We start from the raw sequence: 18,208 nt of genomic DNA, 5'->3' as shown, positions 1-18,208 counted from the left end.
CTGCGTGGCGCGAAATGTCGGGCGCCCGGCTTAGGGGTGCCTGGTCGGGCCGCCCGGCGTTGCGGCGGGGCTCACGCATGTAATTGGGCATCAGCCCGCAATTATAAAGGCGGGGGGAGTTCGCCGCTCGATGAAGCTTCCTCATCGGCGCGATAGCCTGAGGCTTGCGGCCGGCCGTGCAGGGCGGCTCGACGCGGCGCGGCGCGGCCGGATGTCGCCCTGTGGCGCGCCCGCAGCGTTGTCAGTTACCGTCATTTACAGCGAGGGGCCGCCGGGGCCGAAACAACGCGTTTACAATAGGCCGGATCGGACGACGGCGGCCGCGCCCGTCTGCCCGGGGTTTCGGGCATACGGAAGGACTGGCGGACCGCAAACGCATCAAGAATCAGCCCAGGATTCAATGGCCAAAGCTCCCTATTCCGCGCAGGCGCAGGCATTGCCTCACCGCATGTCGCGCCTTTTCACCGAAATTCGCTGGATCCTGCAGGTCGCGCTAGGCGTATTCCTGCTGATGGCGCTCATCAGCTACAGCCGCCACGACCCGAGCTGGACGCACGCGGCCCAGGTCGACCACATCTCGAACTGGGCGGGGCGCGTCGGCGCGCGCGTCTCGGACATCCTGCTGCTGCTGTTCGGACTTTCCGCCTATTGGTGGATCGTGCTGCTGGGGCGCCTCATCTCGGCGAACTACCAGCGCATCACGCGCCACGAAGCGATTGCCGACGATGACGAGGACAAGCCGCGCGACATCAGTTGGGTCGCCGAAGCCTTGTCGTTCGTGCTCGTCATGCTGTCGAGCTGCGGCATCGAAGCGCTGCGCATGTGGTCGCTCAAGGTGCAGTTGCCCCAGACGCCCGGCGGCGTGGTCGGCGGCGCGGTGGCGCGCGGCGTTTCGCACGCGCTCGGCTTCACGGGCGGTACGCTCGCGCTGCTGATCGCGCTCGCGATCGGTCTTTCGCTCTATTTCCGCTTTTCGTGGCTCTCGGTCGCCGAACGGGTCGGCGAATCCATCATCAACGCCGTGACCATGGCGAGGCTGCGCCGCGAAGCAGGCCGCGACCGCAAGCTCGGCGAAGCGGCGGCCGTCAAGCGTGAAGGCAAGGTCGAGCGCGGCCGCGTGAAGATCGAGGAACACGAGCCGGTCACGATCGTGCCGCCGGTGGTCACGCCACAGCGCTCCGAGCGCGTCGAGAAAGAGCGCCAGGTGCCGCTCTTCAAGGATCTGCCGGGCGACTCCACGCTGCCGGCGATCTCGCTGCTCGATCCGGCTTCGGCCACCCAGGAAACCATCTCCGACGACACGCTCGAATTCACCTCGCGCCTGATCGAGAAAAAGCTCAAGGACTTCGGCGTGGACGTGGCCGTGGTGGCCGCGTATCCGGGCCCGGTCGTCACGCGCTACGAGATCGAGCCGGCCACGGGCGTGAAGGGCAGCCAGATCGTGAACCTCGCGAAGGACCTCGCGCGTTCGCTCTCGCTCGTCTCGATCCGCGTGGTGGAAACGATTCCGGGCAAGAATTTCATGGCGCTGGAGCTGCCGAACCAGCGCCGCCAGACTGTGCGTCTTTCGGAAATCCTCGGCTCGGCGGTATATGCCGACGCGCCTTCGGCGCTCACCATGGGCCTCGGCAAGGACATCGGCGGCAAGCCGGTGTGCGCCGATCTCGCGAAGATGCCTCACCTGCTCGTGGCCGGCACGACCGGCTCGGGCAAGTCGGTGGGGATCAACGCGATGATCCTGTCGCTGCTCTACAAGGCGAGCGCCGAGCAGGTCCGCATGATCCTGATCGACCCGAAGATGCTCGAAATGAGTGTCTACGAGGGCATTCCGCATCTGCTCTGCCCGGTCGTGACCGACATGCGCCAGGCCGGCAACGCGCTGAACTGGACCGTGGCCGAGATGGAGCGCCGCTACAAGCTCATGAGCAAGCTGGGCGTGCGCAATCTCGCGGGCTACAACAACAAGATCGAAGAGGCGAACAAGCGCGAGGAGAAGATCCCGAACCCGTTCAGCCTCACGCCGGAGGATCCGGAACCGTGCCAGAAGCTGCCGCATATCGTGGTCGTGATCGACGAACTCGCCGACCTCATGATGGTGGTCGGCAAGAAGGTCGAAGAGCTGATCGCGCGTATCGCACAAAAGGCGCGCGCCGCCGGCATCCACCTGATTCTCGCGACGCAGCGGCCTTCGGTGGACGTCATCACGGGCCTCATCAAGGCCAACGTACCCACGCGCATTGCCTTCCAGGTCTCCTCGAAGATCGACTCGCGCACGATTCTCGACCAGATGGGCGCCGAGTCGCTGCTCGGCATGGGCGACATGCTCTACCTGCCGCCGGGCACGGGTCTGCCCGTGCGCGTACACGGCGCGTTCGTCGCCGACGACGAGGTGCACCGCGTCGTCGAGAAGCTCAAGGAGCAGGGCGAGCCGAACTATATCGAGGGCATTCTCGAAGGCGGGGTGGGCGGCGAAGGCGACGAGGGCACGGCTGCGGGAACCAGCGGCACCGGCGACGAGTCCGATCCGCTGTACGACCAGGCCGTCGAAGTGGTCATCAAGAATCGCCGCGCGTCGATTTCGCTCGTGCAGCGGCACTTGCGCATCGGCTACAACCGCGCGGCGCGACTGCTCGAACAGATGGAGCAGTCCGGGCTCGTCTCGGCGATGTCGTCGAGCGGCAACCGCGAGATCCTCGTGCCCAACCGCGGCGACGCCGAGTAAGCCGCGCCGGGCCGCCGCGCTTCGGCAACGGCCTGGCGTGGCTCCGGCAACCCGACGGCCAAAGACACACCTCTTGGAGAACGATTGATGCAGTATCCGGCTGGACTTCCGACCCGCTTTGCGCACACCGCGCGCCGCGCGCTCTTCGTTGCGCTAGGCGCGTCGGTCCTGATGATCTCGCAGGCGTATGCGAGCGGCACCGATCAACTGAAGCAGTTCGTCTCGCAGGTGCACTCCGCGCGCGGCAGCTTCGTGCAGCGGGAACTCAAGGCGCCCTCGGGTGCGAAGAACGCCAGCGACGCCATTGCCACAGCCACGATGAACGCCAAGACCTCGAGCGGCACGTTCGTGTTCGCGCGGCCCGGCAAGTTCATCTGGTCGTATGAGAAGCCGTATCAGCAAGTGCTGCAGTCGGACGGCGACAACCTCTACGTCTACGACAAGGACCTGAACCAGGTGACCGAGCGCAAGCTCGGCGGCGCGCTCGGCGCTAGCCCCGCGGCGATCCTGTTCGGCAGCAACGATCTCGACAAGAATTTCACGCTCTCGGACGCGGGCGTGAAGAACGGCATCGACTGGCTGGAGCTGATCCCGAAGTCGAAGGACACGCAGTTCAAGAGCGTGGGCATCGGCTTTCGCGACGGCAACCTCGAAGCCATGGAACTGCACGACGTGTTCGGCAACGTGACGCTGCTCACGTTCTCCAACATCGAGAAGAACCCGTCGCTGCCGGCCTCGACCTTCAAGTTCGTGCGGCCGCCGGGCGCCGATCTGATCACGGGCGGCTCGAACTAAGGCCGTTCATTTCGCGCTAAACATAAAAAAACGGGCAGCTCCTTGCGGGCCGCCCGTTTTTTTTGTGCGCAGTGGCGTCTCAGGCCATGAAGCGGATCACGCCGTCCGAGCCGGTCGTGCGCGTGACCTTGCCTTCGAGCCACAGCAGGTTCAGGTGCGCGAGCGCCTCGCCCATCGCGAAGGTCATCTGGTGGATGTCGAGTTCGCGCTTGAACATCATCGGCACGATGTCGGCGGCGCTTTGCGGCGCTCGCCCGCACGCCTCGATCACTTCGGCAAGGCGTGCGTCATGGTGCGCGCGCAACTGAGCGATGCGCGTGCGCACGCCGCGAAACGGCTTGCCGTGCGAGGGCAGCACGAGCGTGTTCTCGGGCAGCGTTTCGTAGCGGCCGAGCGACGCCAGGTAGAGGCCGAGCGGATTGCCTTCCGGCTCCATGTCGAACACGGAGACGTTGGTCGAGATGCGCGGCAGCACCATGTCGCCGGAGATCAGCACGCCGGTTGCTTCGCAGAACAGCGCGCAATGCTCGGGCGAGTGGCCGTAGCCCGTGATGACGCGCCAGTCGCGCCCGCCGATCGCCACCGTATCGGCTTCGCGCAGGCGGCGGTATTGCGTGGGCAGCGCGGGCACGAGGCTGCCGTAATAGCCGCGGCGATTGCGCAGCTTGTCGAGCGCGGCTTCGTCCGTGAGCCCGTGACGTGCGAAATGGCGCGCGGCGCTTTCGCCGCCCGCGTTCGAGCCGTCGCCGGCGGCCATCACGCGGGCCTGCATGTATTCGCCGAGCGTGGTCCACAGGCGCACGTCCCAGCGCGCCTTGTCCCCGCCCGCGCAAATCCAGTGCGCAAGGCCGATATGGTCGGGGTGGCAATGCGTGACGAGCACGCGCAGCACCGGCAGGCCTTCCAGCTGGTTCTCGAACACGGCTTCCCAGCGGGCCTTGATGGTGTCGTTGGTGATGCCGCAGTCCACCACGGTCCAGCCTTGCTGGCCGTCGATCTCGTCGCGCAGCAGCCAGAGGTTGATGTGGTCGAGCGCGAACGGCAGCGGCATGCGCAGCCATTTCACGCCCGGCGCGACATCGAAGGCGAGGCCGGGCTCCGGCAGCGTGTCGGCGTAGGGATAGTCGAGTTGGTGTTCGAGGGCATTCATTGGGGGTGTCTTCTCCTGTCGACCAGAGTTAGCGCTTTAGCGCTTACTCTGGTCCCACGTAAAACGGTCGACCAGAGTTAGCGCTTTAGCTGTCGGCCGGAGTTGGTGCTTTAGCACCTACTCCGGGCCCATGCAAAGCACTTACTCTGGTCCCACGTAAAACGGTCGGCCGGCGCTGGCGCTTGTGCGCCTGCTCCGGCCCCATGCAAAGCGCGTCTTGCGCGTCGCTCCTGCCGGTTGCGTAACCGCGTACTTGACGATAACGTAAACGTCGATTCTATCGTCCCTCGCGCTGTCGTGCAGACAACAGCCGGGCCAGCCGCCTTCCGCACACCATGACGACCCAGTACACGATTACCGAACTCGCCCGGGAATTCGACGTAACGCCGCGCGCGATCCGCTTCTACGAGGACCAGGGCCTGCTCGCGCCGAGCCGCGAAGGCGCGGGCGGCTTGAAGCGCGTCTTTTCGGGGCGCGATCGCACGCGGCTGAAGCTGACGCTGCGCGGCAAGCGGCTCGGCTTCACGCTCTCGGAGATCCGCACGCTGCTCGACCTCTACGAGTCGCCGACCGACACGCTCCCGCAGCTTCAGGCGTTCCTCGACACGGTGGTGCATCACCGCGAGATACTCGAGCGCCAGCGCGCGGACCTCGACGCGACGCTCGAAGACCTCGCGCAGTACGAGGCCCAGGCGCGCGCGCTGCTCGACAGGAATGCGGTGCACGAGAGCGCGGCGCACGAGAGCGACGCTCCCGCCGCCGCTCGCGCGAAACGCTGACGCGCGCAACGGGCATGGCCGCCATGAAACACTTCCCGAAACTGCTCTCTTCGCAGATCGGCTTCGATGTCGCGCAGACCATGCTCGACGGCTTCAACCGTCACTACCACAACTTCTGCGACGCGGCGGCGAGGGCGCGGACGTTCTTCGAGGCCGCAGACTGGCGCGCCCTGCAACAGCTCGCGCGCGAACGTATCGCCTCGTATGACGACCGCGTGAAGGAGTGTGTGGTTGCGCTCGAAGACGAATACGGCGCCGAGAGCATCGACGACGAAGTGTGGCAGCAGATCAAGCTGCACTACATCGGCCTGCTCACGACGCACCGGCAGCCCGAATGTGCGGAGACGTTCTTCAACTCCGTGTGCTGCAAGATCCTGCATCGCTCGTACTTCAACAACGATTTCATCTTCGTGCGGCCCGCCATCTCGACCGAATACATCGAGAACGACGAGCCCGCCGCGAAGCCCACCTATCGCGCGTACTATCCGGGCAAGGACGGCGTCGCGGCGACGCTCGAGCGCATCGTCACGAACTTCCAGCTGGAGACGCCGTTCGAGGATCTCGGGCGCGACGTCGACTGCATCATGCAGACGATGCTCGACACCTTCGGGGTGGTCGAGCCCAAGCCGAACTTCCAGATTCACGTACTTTCGTCGCTGTTTTTCCGGCATAAAGGCGCGTATATCGTCGGGCGCATCATCAACGGCGATCTGCTCGCGCCGTTCGTCGTGCCGGTCCGTCATGTGGAGTCGGGCAGGCTTGCACTGGACACGGTGCTACTGCGCACGGAGCAGATGCTCATCCTCTTCAGCTTCTCGCACTCGTATTTTCTGGTGGACATGGAAGTGCCGTCCGCCTACGTCGAGTTTCTGCGCACCGTCATGCCGCGCAAGGCCAAGGGCGAAATCTACACCTCGCTCGGCTTGCAGAAGCAGGGCAAGAACCTGTTCTATCGCGACTTGCTGCACCACCTCTCGCATTCGAGCGACCCGTTCATCGTCGCGCCCGGCATCCGCGGCATGGTGATGATCGTGTTCACGCTGCCTTCGTATCCGTACGTGTTCAAGGTCATCAAGGACAGCTTTCCCGCGCCGAAAGAGACTACGCGCGAGCAGGTCGAAGCGAAGTATCAGCTCGTGAAGCGCCACGACCGGCTCGGGCGCCTCGCCGACACGCTCGAATATTCGAGCGTCGCGCTGCCCATCGCGCGGCTCGACGACGCGCTCGTGCGCGAGCTGGAGACACTCGCGCCCTCGATGCTCGAATACGAGGGCGACAACCTCGTGATCCGTCACGTCTACATCGAGCGGCGCATGGTGCCGCTCAACCTCTATCTGCAGAACGGCAGCGACGCGGAAGTCGAGCATGGCATTCGCGAATACGGCAACGCGATCAAGGACCTGCTGCGCGCGAATATCTTTCCGGGCGACATGCTCTACAAGAATTTCGGCGTGACGCGCAACGGCCGCGTGGTCTTCTACGACTACGACGAGATCGAATATCTCACCGACTGCAACGTGCGTGCCGTGCCGCCGCCGCGTCATGAGGAAGACGAACTATCGGGCGAGCCGTGGTACGCAGTCGGCCCGCGCGACATCTTTCCGGAGACGTACGGCACGTTTTTGCTCGGCGATCCGCGCGTGAAGCGCGCATTTCTCGCCCATCACGCGGACTTTTTCGAGCCCGCGCTCTGGCAGGAGAGCCGCGCGAGGCTCATCGCGGGCGAAGTGCCGGACTGCTTTCCCTACGACGCATCGATTCGTTTCAGCGTGTGTTACCCGGAACGTTTCGGGCGTGAAGACGCGCCGGCCGTGCGCGTTGCCTGAACGCGCGTGCGGCCAACAGCGAATGCAAACGGATTCATCAAGGAGCACAAACATGAGTGAGACGCAAAAGCAGGACGCCATCGTGATCGTTTCGGCGGTGCGCACGCCGATGGCGGGCTTTCAGGGCGATTTCGCGACGCTCACCGCGCCGCAGCTTGGCGCGGCGGCGATCGCGGCGGCCGTCGAGCGCGCCGGGTTGAAGCCCGAACAGGTCGACGAGGTCGTGATGGGCTGCGTGCTGCCCGCGGGGCAGGGCCAGGCGCCCGCGCGCCAGGCGGCGCTCGGCGCGGGGCTGCCGCTCGCAGCGGGTGCCACGACCGTCAACAAGATGTGCGGTTCGGGCATGCGCGCGGCGATGTTTGCGCACGACATGCTGCTGGCGGGCTCGGCCGATGTGATCGTCGCGGGCGGCATGGAGAGCATGTCGAACGCGCCTTATCTGCTGCCGAAGGCGCGCGCCGGCATGCGCATGGGCCACGGCCAGGTGCTCGACCACATGTTCCTCGACGGCCTCGAAGACGCCTATGACAAGGGCCGCCTGATGGGCACGTTCGCGGAAGAATGCGCGGGCGAGTACGATTTCTCGCGCGAGCGCCAGGACGCGTTCGCGATCGAGTCGCTCAAGCGCGCGAAACGCGCCAACGAGGACGGCTCGTTCGCATGGGAGATCGCGCCGGTGAAGGTGGCCTCGCGCGCGGGCGAAACGACCATCGCGCGCGACGAGCAGCCGTTCAAGGCCAATCTCGACAAGATCCCGACGCTCAAGCCCGCGTTCAGCAAGACCGGCACGGTGACGGCCGCAAATTCGTCGTCGATTTCGGACGGCGCGGCGGCGCTCGTGATGATGCGCGAATCGACGGCGAAGCAGCTCGGCCTCAGGCCGCTCGCGCGCGTGACGGGCCATTCGACCTTTGCGCAGCAGCCCGCGAAGTTCACTACGGCGCCGGTGGGCGCGATCCGCAAGCTGTTCGAGAAGACCGGCTGGACGGCGAGCGACGTCGATCTCTACGAGATCAACGAAGCCTTTGCCGTGGTTACGATGGCCGCGATGAAGGAACACGATCTGCCGCATGAGAAGGTCAATGTGAACGGCGGCGCGTGTGCGCTCGGTCACCCGATCGGCGCGTCGGGCGCGCGCATTCTCGTGACGCTGATCGGCGCGTTGCGCGCACGCGGCGGCAAACGCGGCGTGGCGACGCTGTGCATCGGCGGCGGAGAAGCCACGGCGATGGGCGTCGAGCTGCTGTAGGCTAGCGCCAGAAGAAGCGCGCCGCTTTGCATGGCGGGCAGGCGGCGCGCTGCAGCGGTTTGAATGCACGGACAAGCAAGGTGACGAGATGAAAACAGCGTTGATCGTGGGCGCGTCGCGGGGCCTGGGTTTCGAGTTCGCGCGGCAGTATGCGAAGGCCGGCTGGCGCGTGCTCGCCACGGCGCGCGGGCCCGAAGCGCTCGAAGCCCTGCGCGCAATCGGCGCGCAGACCTTCCAGCTCGACATCGCGCGGCCCGAGGAAATCGCTGCACTCGGCTGGAAGCTCGACGGCGAGCGGCTCGACGTGGCGCTCGTCGTCTCCGGCGTCTACGGCCCGCGCACCGAGGGGGTGGAGACCATCACGGCCGAAGACTTCGAATACGTGATGAACACCAACGTGCGCGGCCCGATGCAGTTGATCCCCGTGCTGTTGCCGCTCGTCGACGACGCCCACGGCGTGCTCGGCGTGCTGTCGAGCCGGATGGGCAGCATTGCGGAGACCACGGGCACGACGGGCTGGCTCTATCGCGCGAGCAAGGCCGCACTCAACGACGTGCTGAAGATCACCTCGCTGCAAACGCGTCGCGCCACCTGTGTCGCGCTGCATCCGGGCTGGGTCCGCACCGACATGGGCGGCGCGCATGCGGCGATCGACCCGGCGGTGAGCGTCGCCGGCATGCGCGAGGTGGTGGCCGAGGCGGCCGCCGCGCGAGACGTCTTCAACGGCCGCTTCTTCCAGTACGACGGCACTGAGCTCGACTGGTAAAGCGCCGCCCGTCTGCGCTACGCTTGCGGCCTCTCGCAACGGAGCCTCGACCCATGAACGCTGAAACCGCGCGCGTCTCGCCCGCCACCCGGCCCGCCGATTGTCCTTGCGGCGGCGCTGCGCCCAACCAGAAGGCGGTCAGCAAGCCGCCGCGTTACGCGCAGTGCTGTGGCCGCTTCATCGACGACGCGGCGATCCCCGTCACGGCGCTCGAACTGATGCGCTCGCGCTACACGGCCTACGTGCTGGGCGAGGAGGCGTATCTGCGCGCGACGTGGGCGCCCGAAACCTGTCCCGCCGATCTCGACGTCGATCCCGCAGCCGAGGGCGCGCCGCGCTGGCTGGGTCTTGCCGTGAAGCGTCACGAACAACGCGACGACGCGCACGCGATCGTCGAATTCGTCGCGCGTTACAAAACGGGCGGCCGCGCGTTCCGGCTGCACGAAACGAGTCGCTTCACGCGCGGCGACGACGGCCGCTGGCGCTATGTTGACGGCGACGTTTCGTCTGGCTAACAAATAACTGACTGCCGACAATATTTTCCGCAACGAATTCCCGCTCCGGCCGGCTAACATGACGCCGGAAATAATGCCTTTGCAAACAAGCGCTTACTGCACAATCGCGCGGCTGTTGTCCGCGCGCGACGCTCACCACCCGGACCTTTTTTAAAAACGCGCGTTCGGCGCATGCCGAAAAGTCCTGTGTTCGCCTTGCCTCATAGGGCTGCGCGAAGTTGGCATGCCTTATGCCGGGTTACCCCTGAATTGCACAACAAATATTTGTCGTGCGAGTATCTAATCACGGTGCCCCGCACGATACGTAAGTGCATAGTGAAGAAGTTTTTTCACGTGATGCGTGTATCGACTGCAACGGGTGCTGGCGGCGGGTCTGATCGACGATAGAACTGCGCCGCGCAGGTGTTCCGATCGATGCAATTCCACGTTACGGGTACACGCCCGCTCCTGGCTTCGCGGCCAGGCGCAACGGTGTCTCGTTGTGCCCTGAAAGGGCTGAAGCGTGGGTAATGGTCGGACGGTTGTCGGATTCACAGCAGCAGGTCTTTTGCAGGTGGTGTAGCGCATGGCGTTCAGGAAGCTCCTTACCGGATGGGTCGTAGCCGGCACCGCGTGTGTGCTTTCGGTTGCTCACGCAGCGTCGCTTTCCGATCCGGCAAGTGCGAGTGCGAACCCGCGACTCGCCGCCAACACCCCGGCCACGCATTCCGCCAACGCTCCCCAATCCAGCCTCGCAGGCGGTCCCCTCGGCAGCGCCAACGTGCCGCGCATTGCGCTTGACGACGCGTATCTGCCGGTCGTGCCCGCCAGCATGAACGAGCAGGTGATCCGCGTTCCCGTCGATGCATCGGGCGACGTCACGCTCGAAACCACGATTTACCGCCCGAACGGCCCCGGCCCGTTCCCGATGGTGATCTTCAACCACGGCAAGATTCCCGGCGACCCGCACCTCCAGGCTCGCAGCGACCCGCTCTCGTTCGCGCGCGAATTCGTGCGCCGCGGCTACGTCGTTGTCGCGCCGAACCGCCAGGGCTTCGCGGAGTCGGGCGGCTCGTATCAGCAGGACGGCTGCGATGTCGCGAGCAACGGCCTCGGCCAGGCGGCCGATGTCGCATCGACCATCGCGTACATGTCGAAGCAGCCCTATGTCGACGCGAGCCAGATCATCGTCGCGGGCACCTCGCACGGCGGCCTGGCCACCATGGCCTATGGCACCGAGGCGGCCAACGGCGTGCGCGCACTGATCAACTTCTCGGGCGGCCTGCGCCAGGACGCCTGCACGGGCTGGCAGAACAACCTCACGCAGGCGTTCGGCGACTACGGCGGCAAGGCCCGCGTGGCCTCGCTCTGGCTCTACGGCGACAACGACTCGGTCTGGTCGCCCGACCTCGTCACGAAGATGTTCGCCGCCTACCGCGACGCGCAAACGGGTGAGAATCGCCCGGCCGCGATGGCGAAGCTCGTGGACTTCGGCGCCTACAAGAACGACGCGCACCGCCTCGTGGGCGATCGCGACGGCGTAAAGATATGGTGGCCCACGGTCGAGGCGTTCCTCGCCAACCGCGGCCTGCCGACGGCCGTGCAGTACCGCGTGGCCGCGCCGGTCGCGCCGCGCGGCACCGGCTTCGCGCAGATCGATTCGGTCGGCTCGGTGCCGTTCGTCGATCAGGCGGGCCGCGACGGTTATCGCAACTTCCTCAAGCAGTATCCGAGCCGCGCCTTCGCGGTGTCCGATTCCGGCGCATGGTCGTGGGCCGAAGGCGGCGACAATCCGATGGCCGTGGCGATCTCGAACTGTGAAAAGCACAGCGCCGATCCTTGCCGCCTCTATGCCGTCAACAACACGGTGGTCTGGAACAACGGCGGCACGCAGACCGCCCAGACCGGCGAGAGCGACACGACGCGTGCGACGGCGGACAACACCACCGACGACAGCGACCACCCGCTGGCGAGCCGGTAAGGCGCGCTGCCCGGCCACTGCCGGGCTCATACACTCCATCGCATCGGAAGCTTGCGGCCCCAAAGCGGGCCGCTTTGCTTTTGCATGGGCCATTTCCTGGCACGCAACCCGTTGTGTCGCCCCATATCGTCTGACTTTCGCGCGCCTGCGCGCTGGCCACGCGTTGCCAAAAATATCCGCCGCACCGTCCCGCGTTCTGCAATTTCGCACCGTCGCACAGATTTTTTTGCGTAAGGCGGGTTCACTTTGCCGTCGTCATCTCCGCGCATTTCGGGTCTTTCTTTTCCATCGGTCCGGAGTTGTTCCGAACCGCTCGAAACGTCGCGCCGCCGTGCGTAGGAAGGCGATTTTCGGGGTAGTGCATTGCGGCAGCTAACACGTTAATCTCGGTCCCGCTGTCGTATCGGGAGTCGTATTTGAATTCGCCATCTCACCCTGCACACCTTGCCCGCGAAGATCGCGCCGCGACCGACTGGGTCGCTCGCAGCCTGCGCGCCGTGTGGCACCCCTGCACCCAGATGAAACATCACGAGCGCCTGCCGCTCGTGGCCGTCGCACGCGGAGAAGGCCCGTGGCTGTATGACCGCGAGGGCCGCCGCTATCTGGACGCGATCAGTTCGTGGTGGGTGAACCTCTTCGGCCATGCCAATGCCTCGATCAATGCGGCGCTCAAGGCGCAGCTCGACACGCTAGAGCACGTCATGCTCGCGGGCTGCACGCACGAGCCCGCCGTGGAACTCGCCGAGCGGCTCTCGGCGCGCACGGGCGGCGTGCTCGGCCACGCGTTCTTCGCTTCCGATGGCGCCTCTGCCGTCGAAATCGCGCTCAAGATGAGCTTTCATGCGTGGCGCAACCGCGGCGAGAGCGGCAAGCGCGAATTCGTCTGCGTTGCCAACAGCTACCACGGCGAGACCATCGGCGCGCTCGGCGTGACCGATGTGAAGCTCTTCAGGGATGCTTACGATCCGCTGCTGCATCACGCGCATGTGGTCGCTTCGCCCGACGCGCGCGCGGCGCAAGCCGGCGAAACGGCAGCGGATGTCGCGGCCCGCGCGCTGGCCGATATCGAGCGTCTTTTCATCGAGCGCGAAGGGCGAATCGCCGCGCTGATCGTCGAGCCGCTCGTGCAGTGCGCAGCCGGCATGGCGATGCACGATCCCGCCTATCTCAAGGGCCTGCGCGCGCTGTGCGAGCGCCATCGCGTTCACCTGATCGCCGATGAAATCGCCGTGGGCTGCGGGCGCACCGGCACCTTCTTCGCGTGCGAGCAGGCGGGCATCTGGCCCGATCTGCTCACGCTTTCGAAGGGCATCAGCGGCGGCTATCTGCCGCTTTCGATCGTGCTGTCGCGCGACGCGATCTACGAGTCGTTCTACGACGATGACACGACGCGCGGCTTCCTCCACTCGCATTCGTACACGGGCAATCCGCTCGCGTGTCGCGCGGCGCTCGCCACGCTCGACCTGTTCGAGCGCGATGACGTGCTGGCTGCGAACGCGCGCAAATCGGCGCGACTGCGCGAGTTGTTCGATCCTCTCGCCGCGCATCCGCTCGTGCGCAACCTGCGCCAGTGCGGGACGATTCTCGCGTTCGACGTAGCGCTCGAAGACGCGCAGCGCGCGGCGACGTTTTCACGCCGCTTCTTCGAAAACGCACTGCAGCGCGAACTGCTGCTGCGCCCGATCGGCACGACGGTCTACGTCATGCCGCCGTATATTCTGGACCACGAAATGCAGGCGTTCCTCGCTACACGCACGCGCGAGACGTTCGACGCCACCGTCGCGGAGGACTTCTGACATGGCATTGCTCGATACCCTCGAACACGGCTTGCGCGACATCGACGCGCGCGGCCTGCGCCGCCGCCGCCGTACCGCCGACACGCCCTGCAGCGCGCATATGCAGGTGGACGGCCGCGCGACTGTTGGCTTTGCCAGCAACGACTATCTCGGTCTTGCCGCGCATCCGCAACTGGTCGCGGCTATCGCCGAGGGCGCGCAGCGTTACGGCGCGGGCAGCGGCGGCTCGCATCTGCTGGGCGGCCACTCGCGCGCGCACGCCCAGCTCGAAGACGATCTCGCGGCATTCTCGGGCACCTTCGTCGCGGCGCCGCGCGCGCTGTACTTCAGCACCGGCTACATGGCGAACCTGGCCGTGCTCACCGCGCTCGCGGGGCGCGGCACGACGATCTTTTCCGATGCGCTCAACCACGCCTCGCTGATCGACGGCGCGCGGCTCTCGCGCGCCGACATCCAGATCTATCCGCATGCCGACATGGCGGCGCTCGCCGCGCTGCTCGAAGCCTCCGACGCGAGCGCAAAACTGATCGTGAGCGACACGGTGTTCAGCATGGACGGCGATGTCGCGCCGCTCGCGCGTCTCGTCGAACTGGCGGAACAGCATGGCGCGTGGCTCGTGGTCGACGACGCGCATGGCTTCGGTGTGCTGGGCCCGCAAGGCCGCGGCGCGCTCGCGCAAGCCGCGCTGCGCTCGGAACATCTCGTGATGGTCGGCACGCTCGGGAAGGCAGCGGGTGTTTCGGGTGCGTTCGTTTGCGCGCATGGCACCGTGATCGAATGGCTCGTGCAGCGTGCGCGGCCGTACATCTTCACCACGGCTTCGTCGCCGGCCGTTGCGCATGCCGTGTCCGCGAGCCTGCGCTTGATCGAAGGCGAGGAGGGCGATGCCCGCCGCGCGCATCTCAAGCATCTGATCGCTCGCACGCGTGCACTGCTCGGCGATACCTGCTGGCAGCCCGTCGATTCGCATACCGCCGTGCAGCCGCTCGTCATCGGCGCGAACGAGGCGACGCTCGCGCTGCAGGCCGCGCTGGAGCGCGACGGCCTGTGGGTGCCCGCCATTCGTCCGCCTACCGTGCCCGAGGGCACGTCGCGCCTGCGCATTTCGCTCTCCGCTGCGCATTCGGACGCGGACCTCGACCGGTTGAACGCCTCGCTGCAGCGCGCGAGTCTGGAAGCACGCACAAACGCGCAGGAGTTCGCGCAATGACGGTTTCGCTTTTCGTCACCGGCACCGATACCGAGATCGGCAAGACCTTCGTGAGCGCGGCGCTGCTGCGCGGCTTCGCCCACGCGGGGCTGCGCGCCACGGCGCTCAAGCCGATCGCCGCGGGCGCTGACGAGCGCGACGGCGTGTGGCACAACGAAGACGCCGACCAGCTCGACGCCGCCGCGAGCGTGCTGCTGCCGCCCGCGATCCGCACGCCGTTCCTGCTCAAGGAGCCCGCCGCGCCGCACATCGCCGCCGCGCTCGAGGGCGTGACGCTCGACATGGCGCGCATCGTCGATTGCTACGAGGCGGCCCGCGAGCGCGCGGATGCCGTCGTCGTGGAAGGCGTGGGCGGATTTCGCGTGCCCCTCACGGCGACCGAAGACACCGCCGATCTCGCCGTCGCGCTCGGTCTGCCCGTGGTACTCGTAGTGGGCATGCGCCTTGGCTGCATCAGCCACGCGCTGCTCACGGCCGAAGCGATTGCCGCGCGCGGATTGACGCTCGCGGGCTGGGTCGCGAACCGTATCGACCCGGCCATGACGTTCCCCGAAGAAAACATCGCCGCGCTGCGCGAGCGGCTCTCCGTCCAGTACGGCGCGCCGCTCGTCGGCGTCGTGCCGCACATGCGCGGTGCGAGTGCCGACGACGCAGCCGGACATCTGGACATCGACACGTTGCTCGCGCGCCTGCGCGCCAACGCTTAACGCACAGTCAAGCACAGTCACGTAAAGAAGGACCCCGACACCATGACGCAAACCCACATCGACATCACCTCGCTGAAGGCCACCGCACCGCGCGCCCAGGCCGCCGCCGAAGCCGCCGCACGCTGGAAGGTCGCCGACGTCGCCGCGCTCTACGAACTGCCGTTCAACGACCTGATGTTGCGCGCGCAGCAGGTGCATCGCGAGCATTTCGATGCGAACGCCGTGCAGCTCTCCACGCTCCTCTCGATCAAGACCGGCGGCTGCGAGGAAGACTGCGCGTACTGCCCGCAATCGGCGCATCACGACACGGAACTGGAAGCCGGCAAGCTGATGGAAGTCGACGCCGTGCTGGACGCGGCGCGCGCGGCCAAGGCCAACGGCGCGACGCGCTTTTGCATGGGCGCGGCGTGGCGCAACCCGAAGGATCGTCACCTCGAGCCGATCAAGGACATGATCCGCGGCGTCAAGGCGATGGGTCTCGAAACGTGCGTGACGCTCGGCATGCTCGAAGACCACCAGGCGAAGGCGCTGGCCGACGCGGGCCTCGACTACTACAACCATAACCTCGATACGTCGCCGGAGTTCTACGGCAAGATCATTTCGACGCGCACCTACGAGGACCGCCTCGAGACGCTCGAGCGCGTGCGCGACGCGGGCATCAACGTGTGCTGCGGCGGCATCGTCGGCATGGGCGAATCGCGCCGCGAGCGTGCAGGCCTGATCGCCCAGCTCGCGAACATGGAGCCGTATCCGGAGTCGGTGCCCATCAACAATCTCGTGCAGGTCACGGGCACGCCGCTCGAAGGCACGGAACCGATCGACCCGTTCGAATTCGTGCGCACGATCGCGGTGGCGCGCATCACGATGCCCACGGCGATGGTGCGCCTCTCGGCGGGCCGCGAGCAGATGGACGACGCGCTCCAGGCACTGTGCTTCATGGCGGGCGCGAACTCGATTTTCTACGGCGACCAGCTGCTCACCACGAGCAACCCGCAGGCGGAAGCCGACCGCAGGCTGCTGCAGCGTCTGGGCATCACCGCGCAGGCCGCGCAGCATCTGCCCGCCGACGACCATGCTCATCACGACCATCACGGTCATTCGCACGGCGGCTGCGGCCACTGCGAGTGACGTTTCGCAGATCGCCAGATGCAAAAACGCCAGACTGCGAAGCCTGGCGTTTTTTATTGTCCAGCGAAAGTAAGGCGCGTTACGCGTAAGCCGCGCGCCGGCGCCCCGCGAGCACGAGATAGCACAGCGCGCCGGTCACGAGCGAAGGCAGCGTCGCGCCGAGATTCGGCAGCCACTGGTTGAGCGCCTGATAGGCGCCGAAACCGACCACCCACGCGACGAACGCGCTCACGTGCCAGCCGCCCGAATAGCCATAGGCGCCGTTCAGATCGGCGAGCGCCTGGGTGTCGATGCGGCGGCGGCGCACGATGAAATGATCGGCGAGCACCACGCCGAAGAGCGGCGCGAACACCGAGCCGATGAAGAGCAGGAAGTTCTCGTACTTCGCCATCGGCACGACGAGGCCGATCAGCGTGCACAGCGCGCCGAACGCCGCCGAGAGCCAGGGCACGCTGGCGCGCGTCCAGAACGTGCCGGTGGAGACCGCGGCCGAGTGGATATCGGCGAAGGCGTTGTCGATTTCGTCGATCAGCACGAGCAGCAGCGCGAGGCCGCCGCCGGCCTGCGCGAGCGCCGTGGTGAGGAGCGCGTCGCCGCCGCCCGCGGCGAGGCCGTAGATCGCGCCGAGCGCATAGAACCACAGGTTCGCGATGCCATAGCCGAACAGCGTGCCGCGGAAGGTTTCGCCCGCCTTGCGGCCGAACCGCGTGTAGTCGGCGATGAGCGGCAGCCACGAGAGCGGCATCGCCACCACGAGGTCGATCGCGCTGCCAAACGGCATCTCGCCCGTGCCGGGGCGGCGCATCAGCGCGCCCAGATCCTGCTTCACTAGCAGGCTCCACGTGAGCCAGGCCGCGCCCGCGAGCAGCAGCCAGATGCCCCAGGTACGCAGGAAACGCCGCACGAACGAGAGCGGGCCGCTCACGGCGAGCAGCGTGGCGAGCACCCCGAAGATCACGGTCCAGACGAGCGGCATCGACAGGCCGAAGGATTGTTTGGCGAGCGCGTCGGCGGAATCGCGCATCACGATGATCTCGAACGAGCCCCAGCCCACGAGCTGCACCATGTTGATGACGGCCGGCACCGACACGCCGCGCACGCCGAGTGTCGGGCGCAGCGACGACATCGCGGCGAGGCCCGTGTCCGTGCCGATCACGCCCGCGAGCGCGAGCAGTACGACGCCGATCACGCTGCCGATGACGATGGCCATCAGCGCGTGCGGCAGCGAGAGGCCCGGCACGAGCAGCGCGCCCGCCTGCGCGACGAGCAGGCCGATGCCGAGCGAAAACCACAGCGCGAAGGCGTCGCCGGTGCGGAACTGGCGGCGCGCGTCGGGCACGGGCACGTTCGGCGCGTAGGTGGAGCCGGCCTCGCCGGCGTGCGAATCTTGAGTCATATGGAACGCTTTCCTCTGTATCGTGTGTTTTGTCTGTTTTATCCGGGTGCTTCGGCTCGAGCGGCAATGCCCGCGCTTCGCGCCGCGGCGCACGCTGTCATAATGCACGACTGCATCCGGTGCGGCGGGCCGTTTTGTGGTGTCGGGCGCTGTGTCCCCGAATCTGCCACCGAATTTGCCACACACGTGCGGCCAGCCGGAAAGCCGTC

Annotated in this window: 14 protein-coding genes; 12 read left to right on the top strand and 2 right to left on the bottom strand. The window is 66.4% G+C overall.

Annotated elements, in window-relative coordinates; genetic code table 11:
* Nucleotides 1-400 precede the first annotated feature (400 nt).
* Together AB4Y44_RS18710 and lolA are read left to right on the top strand one after the other, a co-directional pair.
* Nucleotides 401-2,722 carry a DNA translocase FtsK gene (locus AB4Y44_RS18710; protein WP_368700496.1) on the top strand — a complete coding sequence of 774 codons (2,322 nt, stop codon included), beginning with the start codon at nt 401-403 and terminating at the stop codon, nt 2,720-2,722.
* An 87-nt stretch (nt 2,723-2,809) separates the two neighbouring features.
* The gene (lolA, locus tag AB4Y44_RS18705) at nt 2,810-3,517 is read left to right on the top strand and encodes an outer membrane lipoprotein chaperone LolA (RefSeq protein ID WP_342924089.1); all 708 of its coding nucleotides are present in this window, start codon (nt 2,810-2,812) and stop codon (nt 3,515-3,517) included.
* Nucleotides 3,518-3,596: 79 nt separating this feature from the next.
* Here the strand turns inward: lolA and AB4Y44_RS18700 are convergent, their stop codons facing one another.
* Entirely contained in the window at nt 3,597-4,667 is a 1,071-nt protein-coding gene (locus tag AB4Y44_RS18700) for an MBL fold metallo-hydrolase (protein WP_368700495.1), read from the bottom strand.
* A gap of 335 nt (nt 4,668-5,002) precedes the next feature.
* Between AB4Y44_RS18700 and AB4Y44_RS18695 the strand changes: the two genes are divergently transcribed.
* The 10 genes from AB4Y44_RS18695 to bioB all read left to right on the top strand — a co-directional run bounded on the left by AB4Y44_RS18695 (nt 5,003) and on the right by bioB (nt 16,603).
* Nucleotides 5,003-5,446: a MerR family DNA-binding transcriptional regulator gene (locus AB4Y44_RS18695; RefSeq protein ID WP_342924091.1), complete on the top strand. Its 444-nt coding sequence runs from the start codon at nt 5,003-5,005 to the stop codon at nt 5,444-5,446.
* 23 nt (nt 5,447-5,469) lie between these two features.
* Nucleotides 5,470-7,272: a bifunctional isocitrate dehydrogenase kinase/phosphatase gene (gene aceK / locus AB4Y44_RS18690; protein WP_342924136.1), complete on the top strand. Its 1,803-nt coding sequence runs from the start codon at nt 5,470-5,472 to the stop codon at nt 7,270-7,272.
* Between the two features lie 52 nt (nt 7,273-7,324).
* A complete protein-coding gene (locus AB4Y44_RS18685; RefSeq protein WP_368700494.1) occupies nt 7,325-8,521 on the top strand; it encodes an acetyl-CoA C-acetyltransferase in 1,197 nt (398 codons plus the stop codon).
* 88 nt (nt 8,522-8,609) lie between these two features.
* The gene (locus tag AB4Y44_RS18680) at nt 8,610-9,287 is read left to right on the top strand and encodes an SDR family oxidoreductase (protein WP_342924093.1); all 678 of its coding nucleotides are present in this window, start codon (nt 8,610-8,612) and stop codon (nt 9,285-9,287) included.
* Between the two features lie 53 nt (nt 9,288-9,340).
* A complete protein-coding gene (locus AB4Y44_RS18675) occupies nt 9,341-9,802 on the top strand; it encodes a YchJ family protein (RefSeq protein ID WP_368700493.1) in 462 nt (153 codons plus the stop codon).
* 565 nt (nt 9,803-10,367) lie between these two features.
* Nucleotides 10,368-11,762 (top strand): CocE/NonD family hydrolase, encoded by a 1,395-nt coding sequence (locus AB4Y44_RS18670; RefSeq protein ID WP_342924095.1) that lies wholly within the window; start codon nt 10,368-10,370, stop codon nt 11,760-11,762.
* Between the two features lie 416 nt (nt 11,763-12,178).
* The gene (gene bioA, locus AB4Y44_RS18665; RefSeq protein WP_368700492.1) at nt 12,179-13,558 is read left to right on the top strand and encodes an adenosylmethionine--8-amino-7-oxononanoate transaminase; all 1,380 of its coding nucleotides are present in this window, start codon (nt 12,179-12,181) and stop codon (nt 13,556-13,558) included.
* Nucleotide 13,559: 1 nt separating this feature from the next.
* Nucleotides 13,560-14,768, top strand: a complete 1,209-nt coding sequence (gene bioF / locus AB4Y44_RS18660; RefSeq protein WP_368700491.1) for an 8-amino-7-oxononanoate synthase — start codon at nt 13,560-13,562, stop codon at nt 14,766-14,768.
* Complete coding sequence (gene bioD / locus AB4Y44_RS18655; RefSeq protein WP_368700490.1) at nt 14,765-15,475, top strand: dethiobiotin synthase; 711 nt, start codon at nt 14,765-14,767, stop codon at nt 15,473-15,475. Before bioF ends, bioD begins: the two co-directional genes overlap by 4 nt.
* Before the next feature lie 42 nt (nt 15,476-15,517).
* Nucleotides 15,518-16,603: a biotin synthase BioB gene (gene bioB / locus AB4Y44_RS18650; protein WP_368700489.1), complete on the top strand. Its 1,086-nt coding sequence runs from the start codon at nt 15,518-15,520 to the stop codon at nt 16,601-16,603.
* Between the two features lie 79 nt (nt 16,604-16,682).
* Here the strand turns inward: bioB and cytX are convergent, their stop codons facing one another.
* Complete coding sequence (cytX, locus tag AB4Y44_RS18645; protein ID WP_368700488.1) at nt 16,683-17,999, bottom strand: putative hydroxymethylpyrimidine transporter CytX; 1,317 nt, start codon at nt 17,997-17,999, stop codon at nt 16,683-16,685.
* Nucleotides 18,000-18,208 lie beyond the last annotated feature (209 nt).

The organism is Paraburkholderia sp. BR10937 (assembly GCF_040965695.1).
Taxonomy (GTDB): domain Bacteria; phylum Pseudomonadota; class Gammaproteobacteria; order Burkholderiales; family Burkholderiaceae; genus Paraburkholderia.
This window is presented reverse-complemented; position numbering and strand designations above follow the sequence as displayed.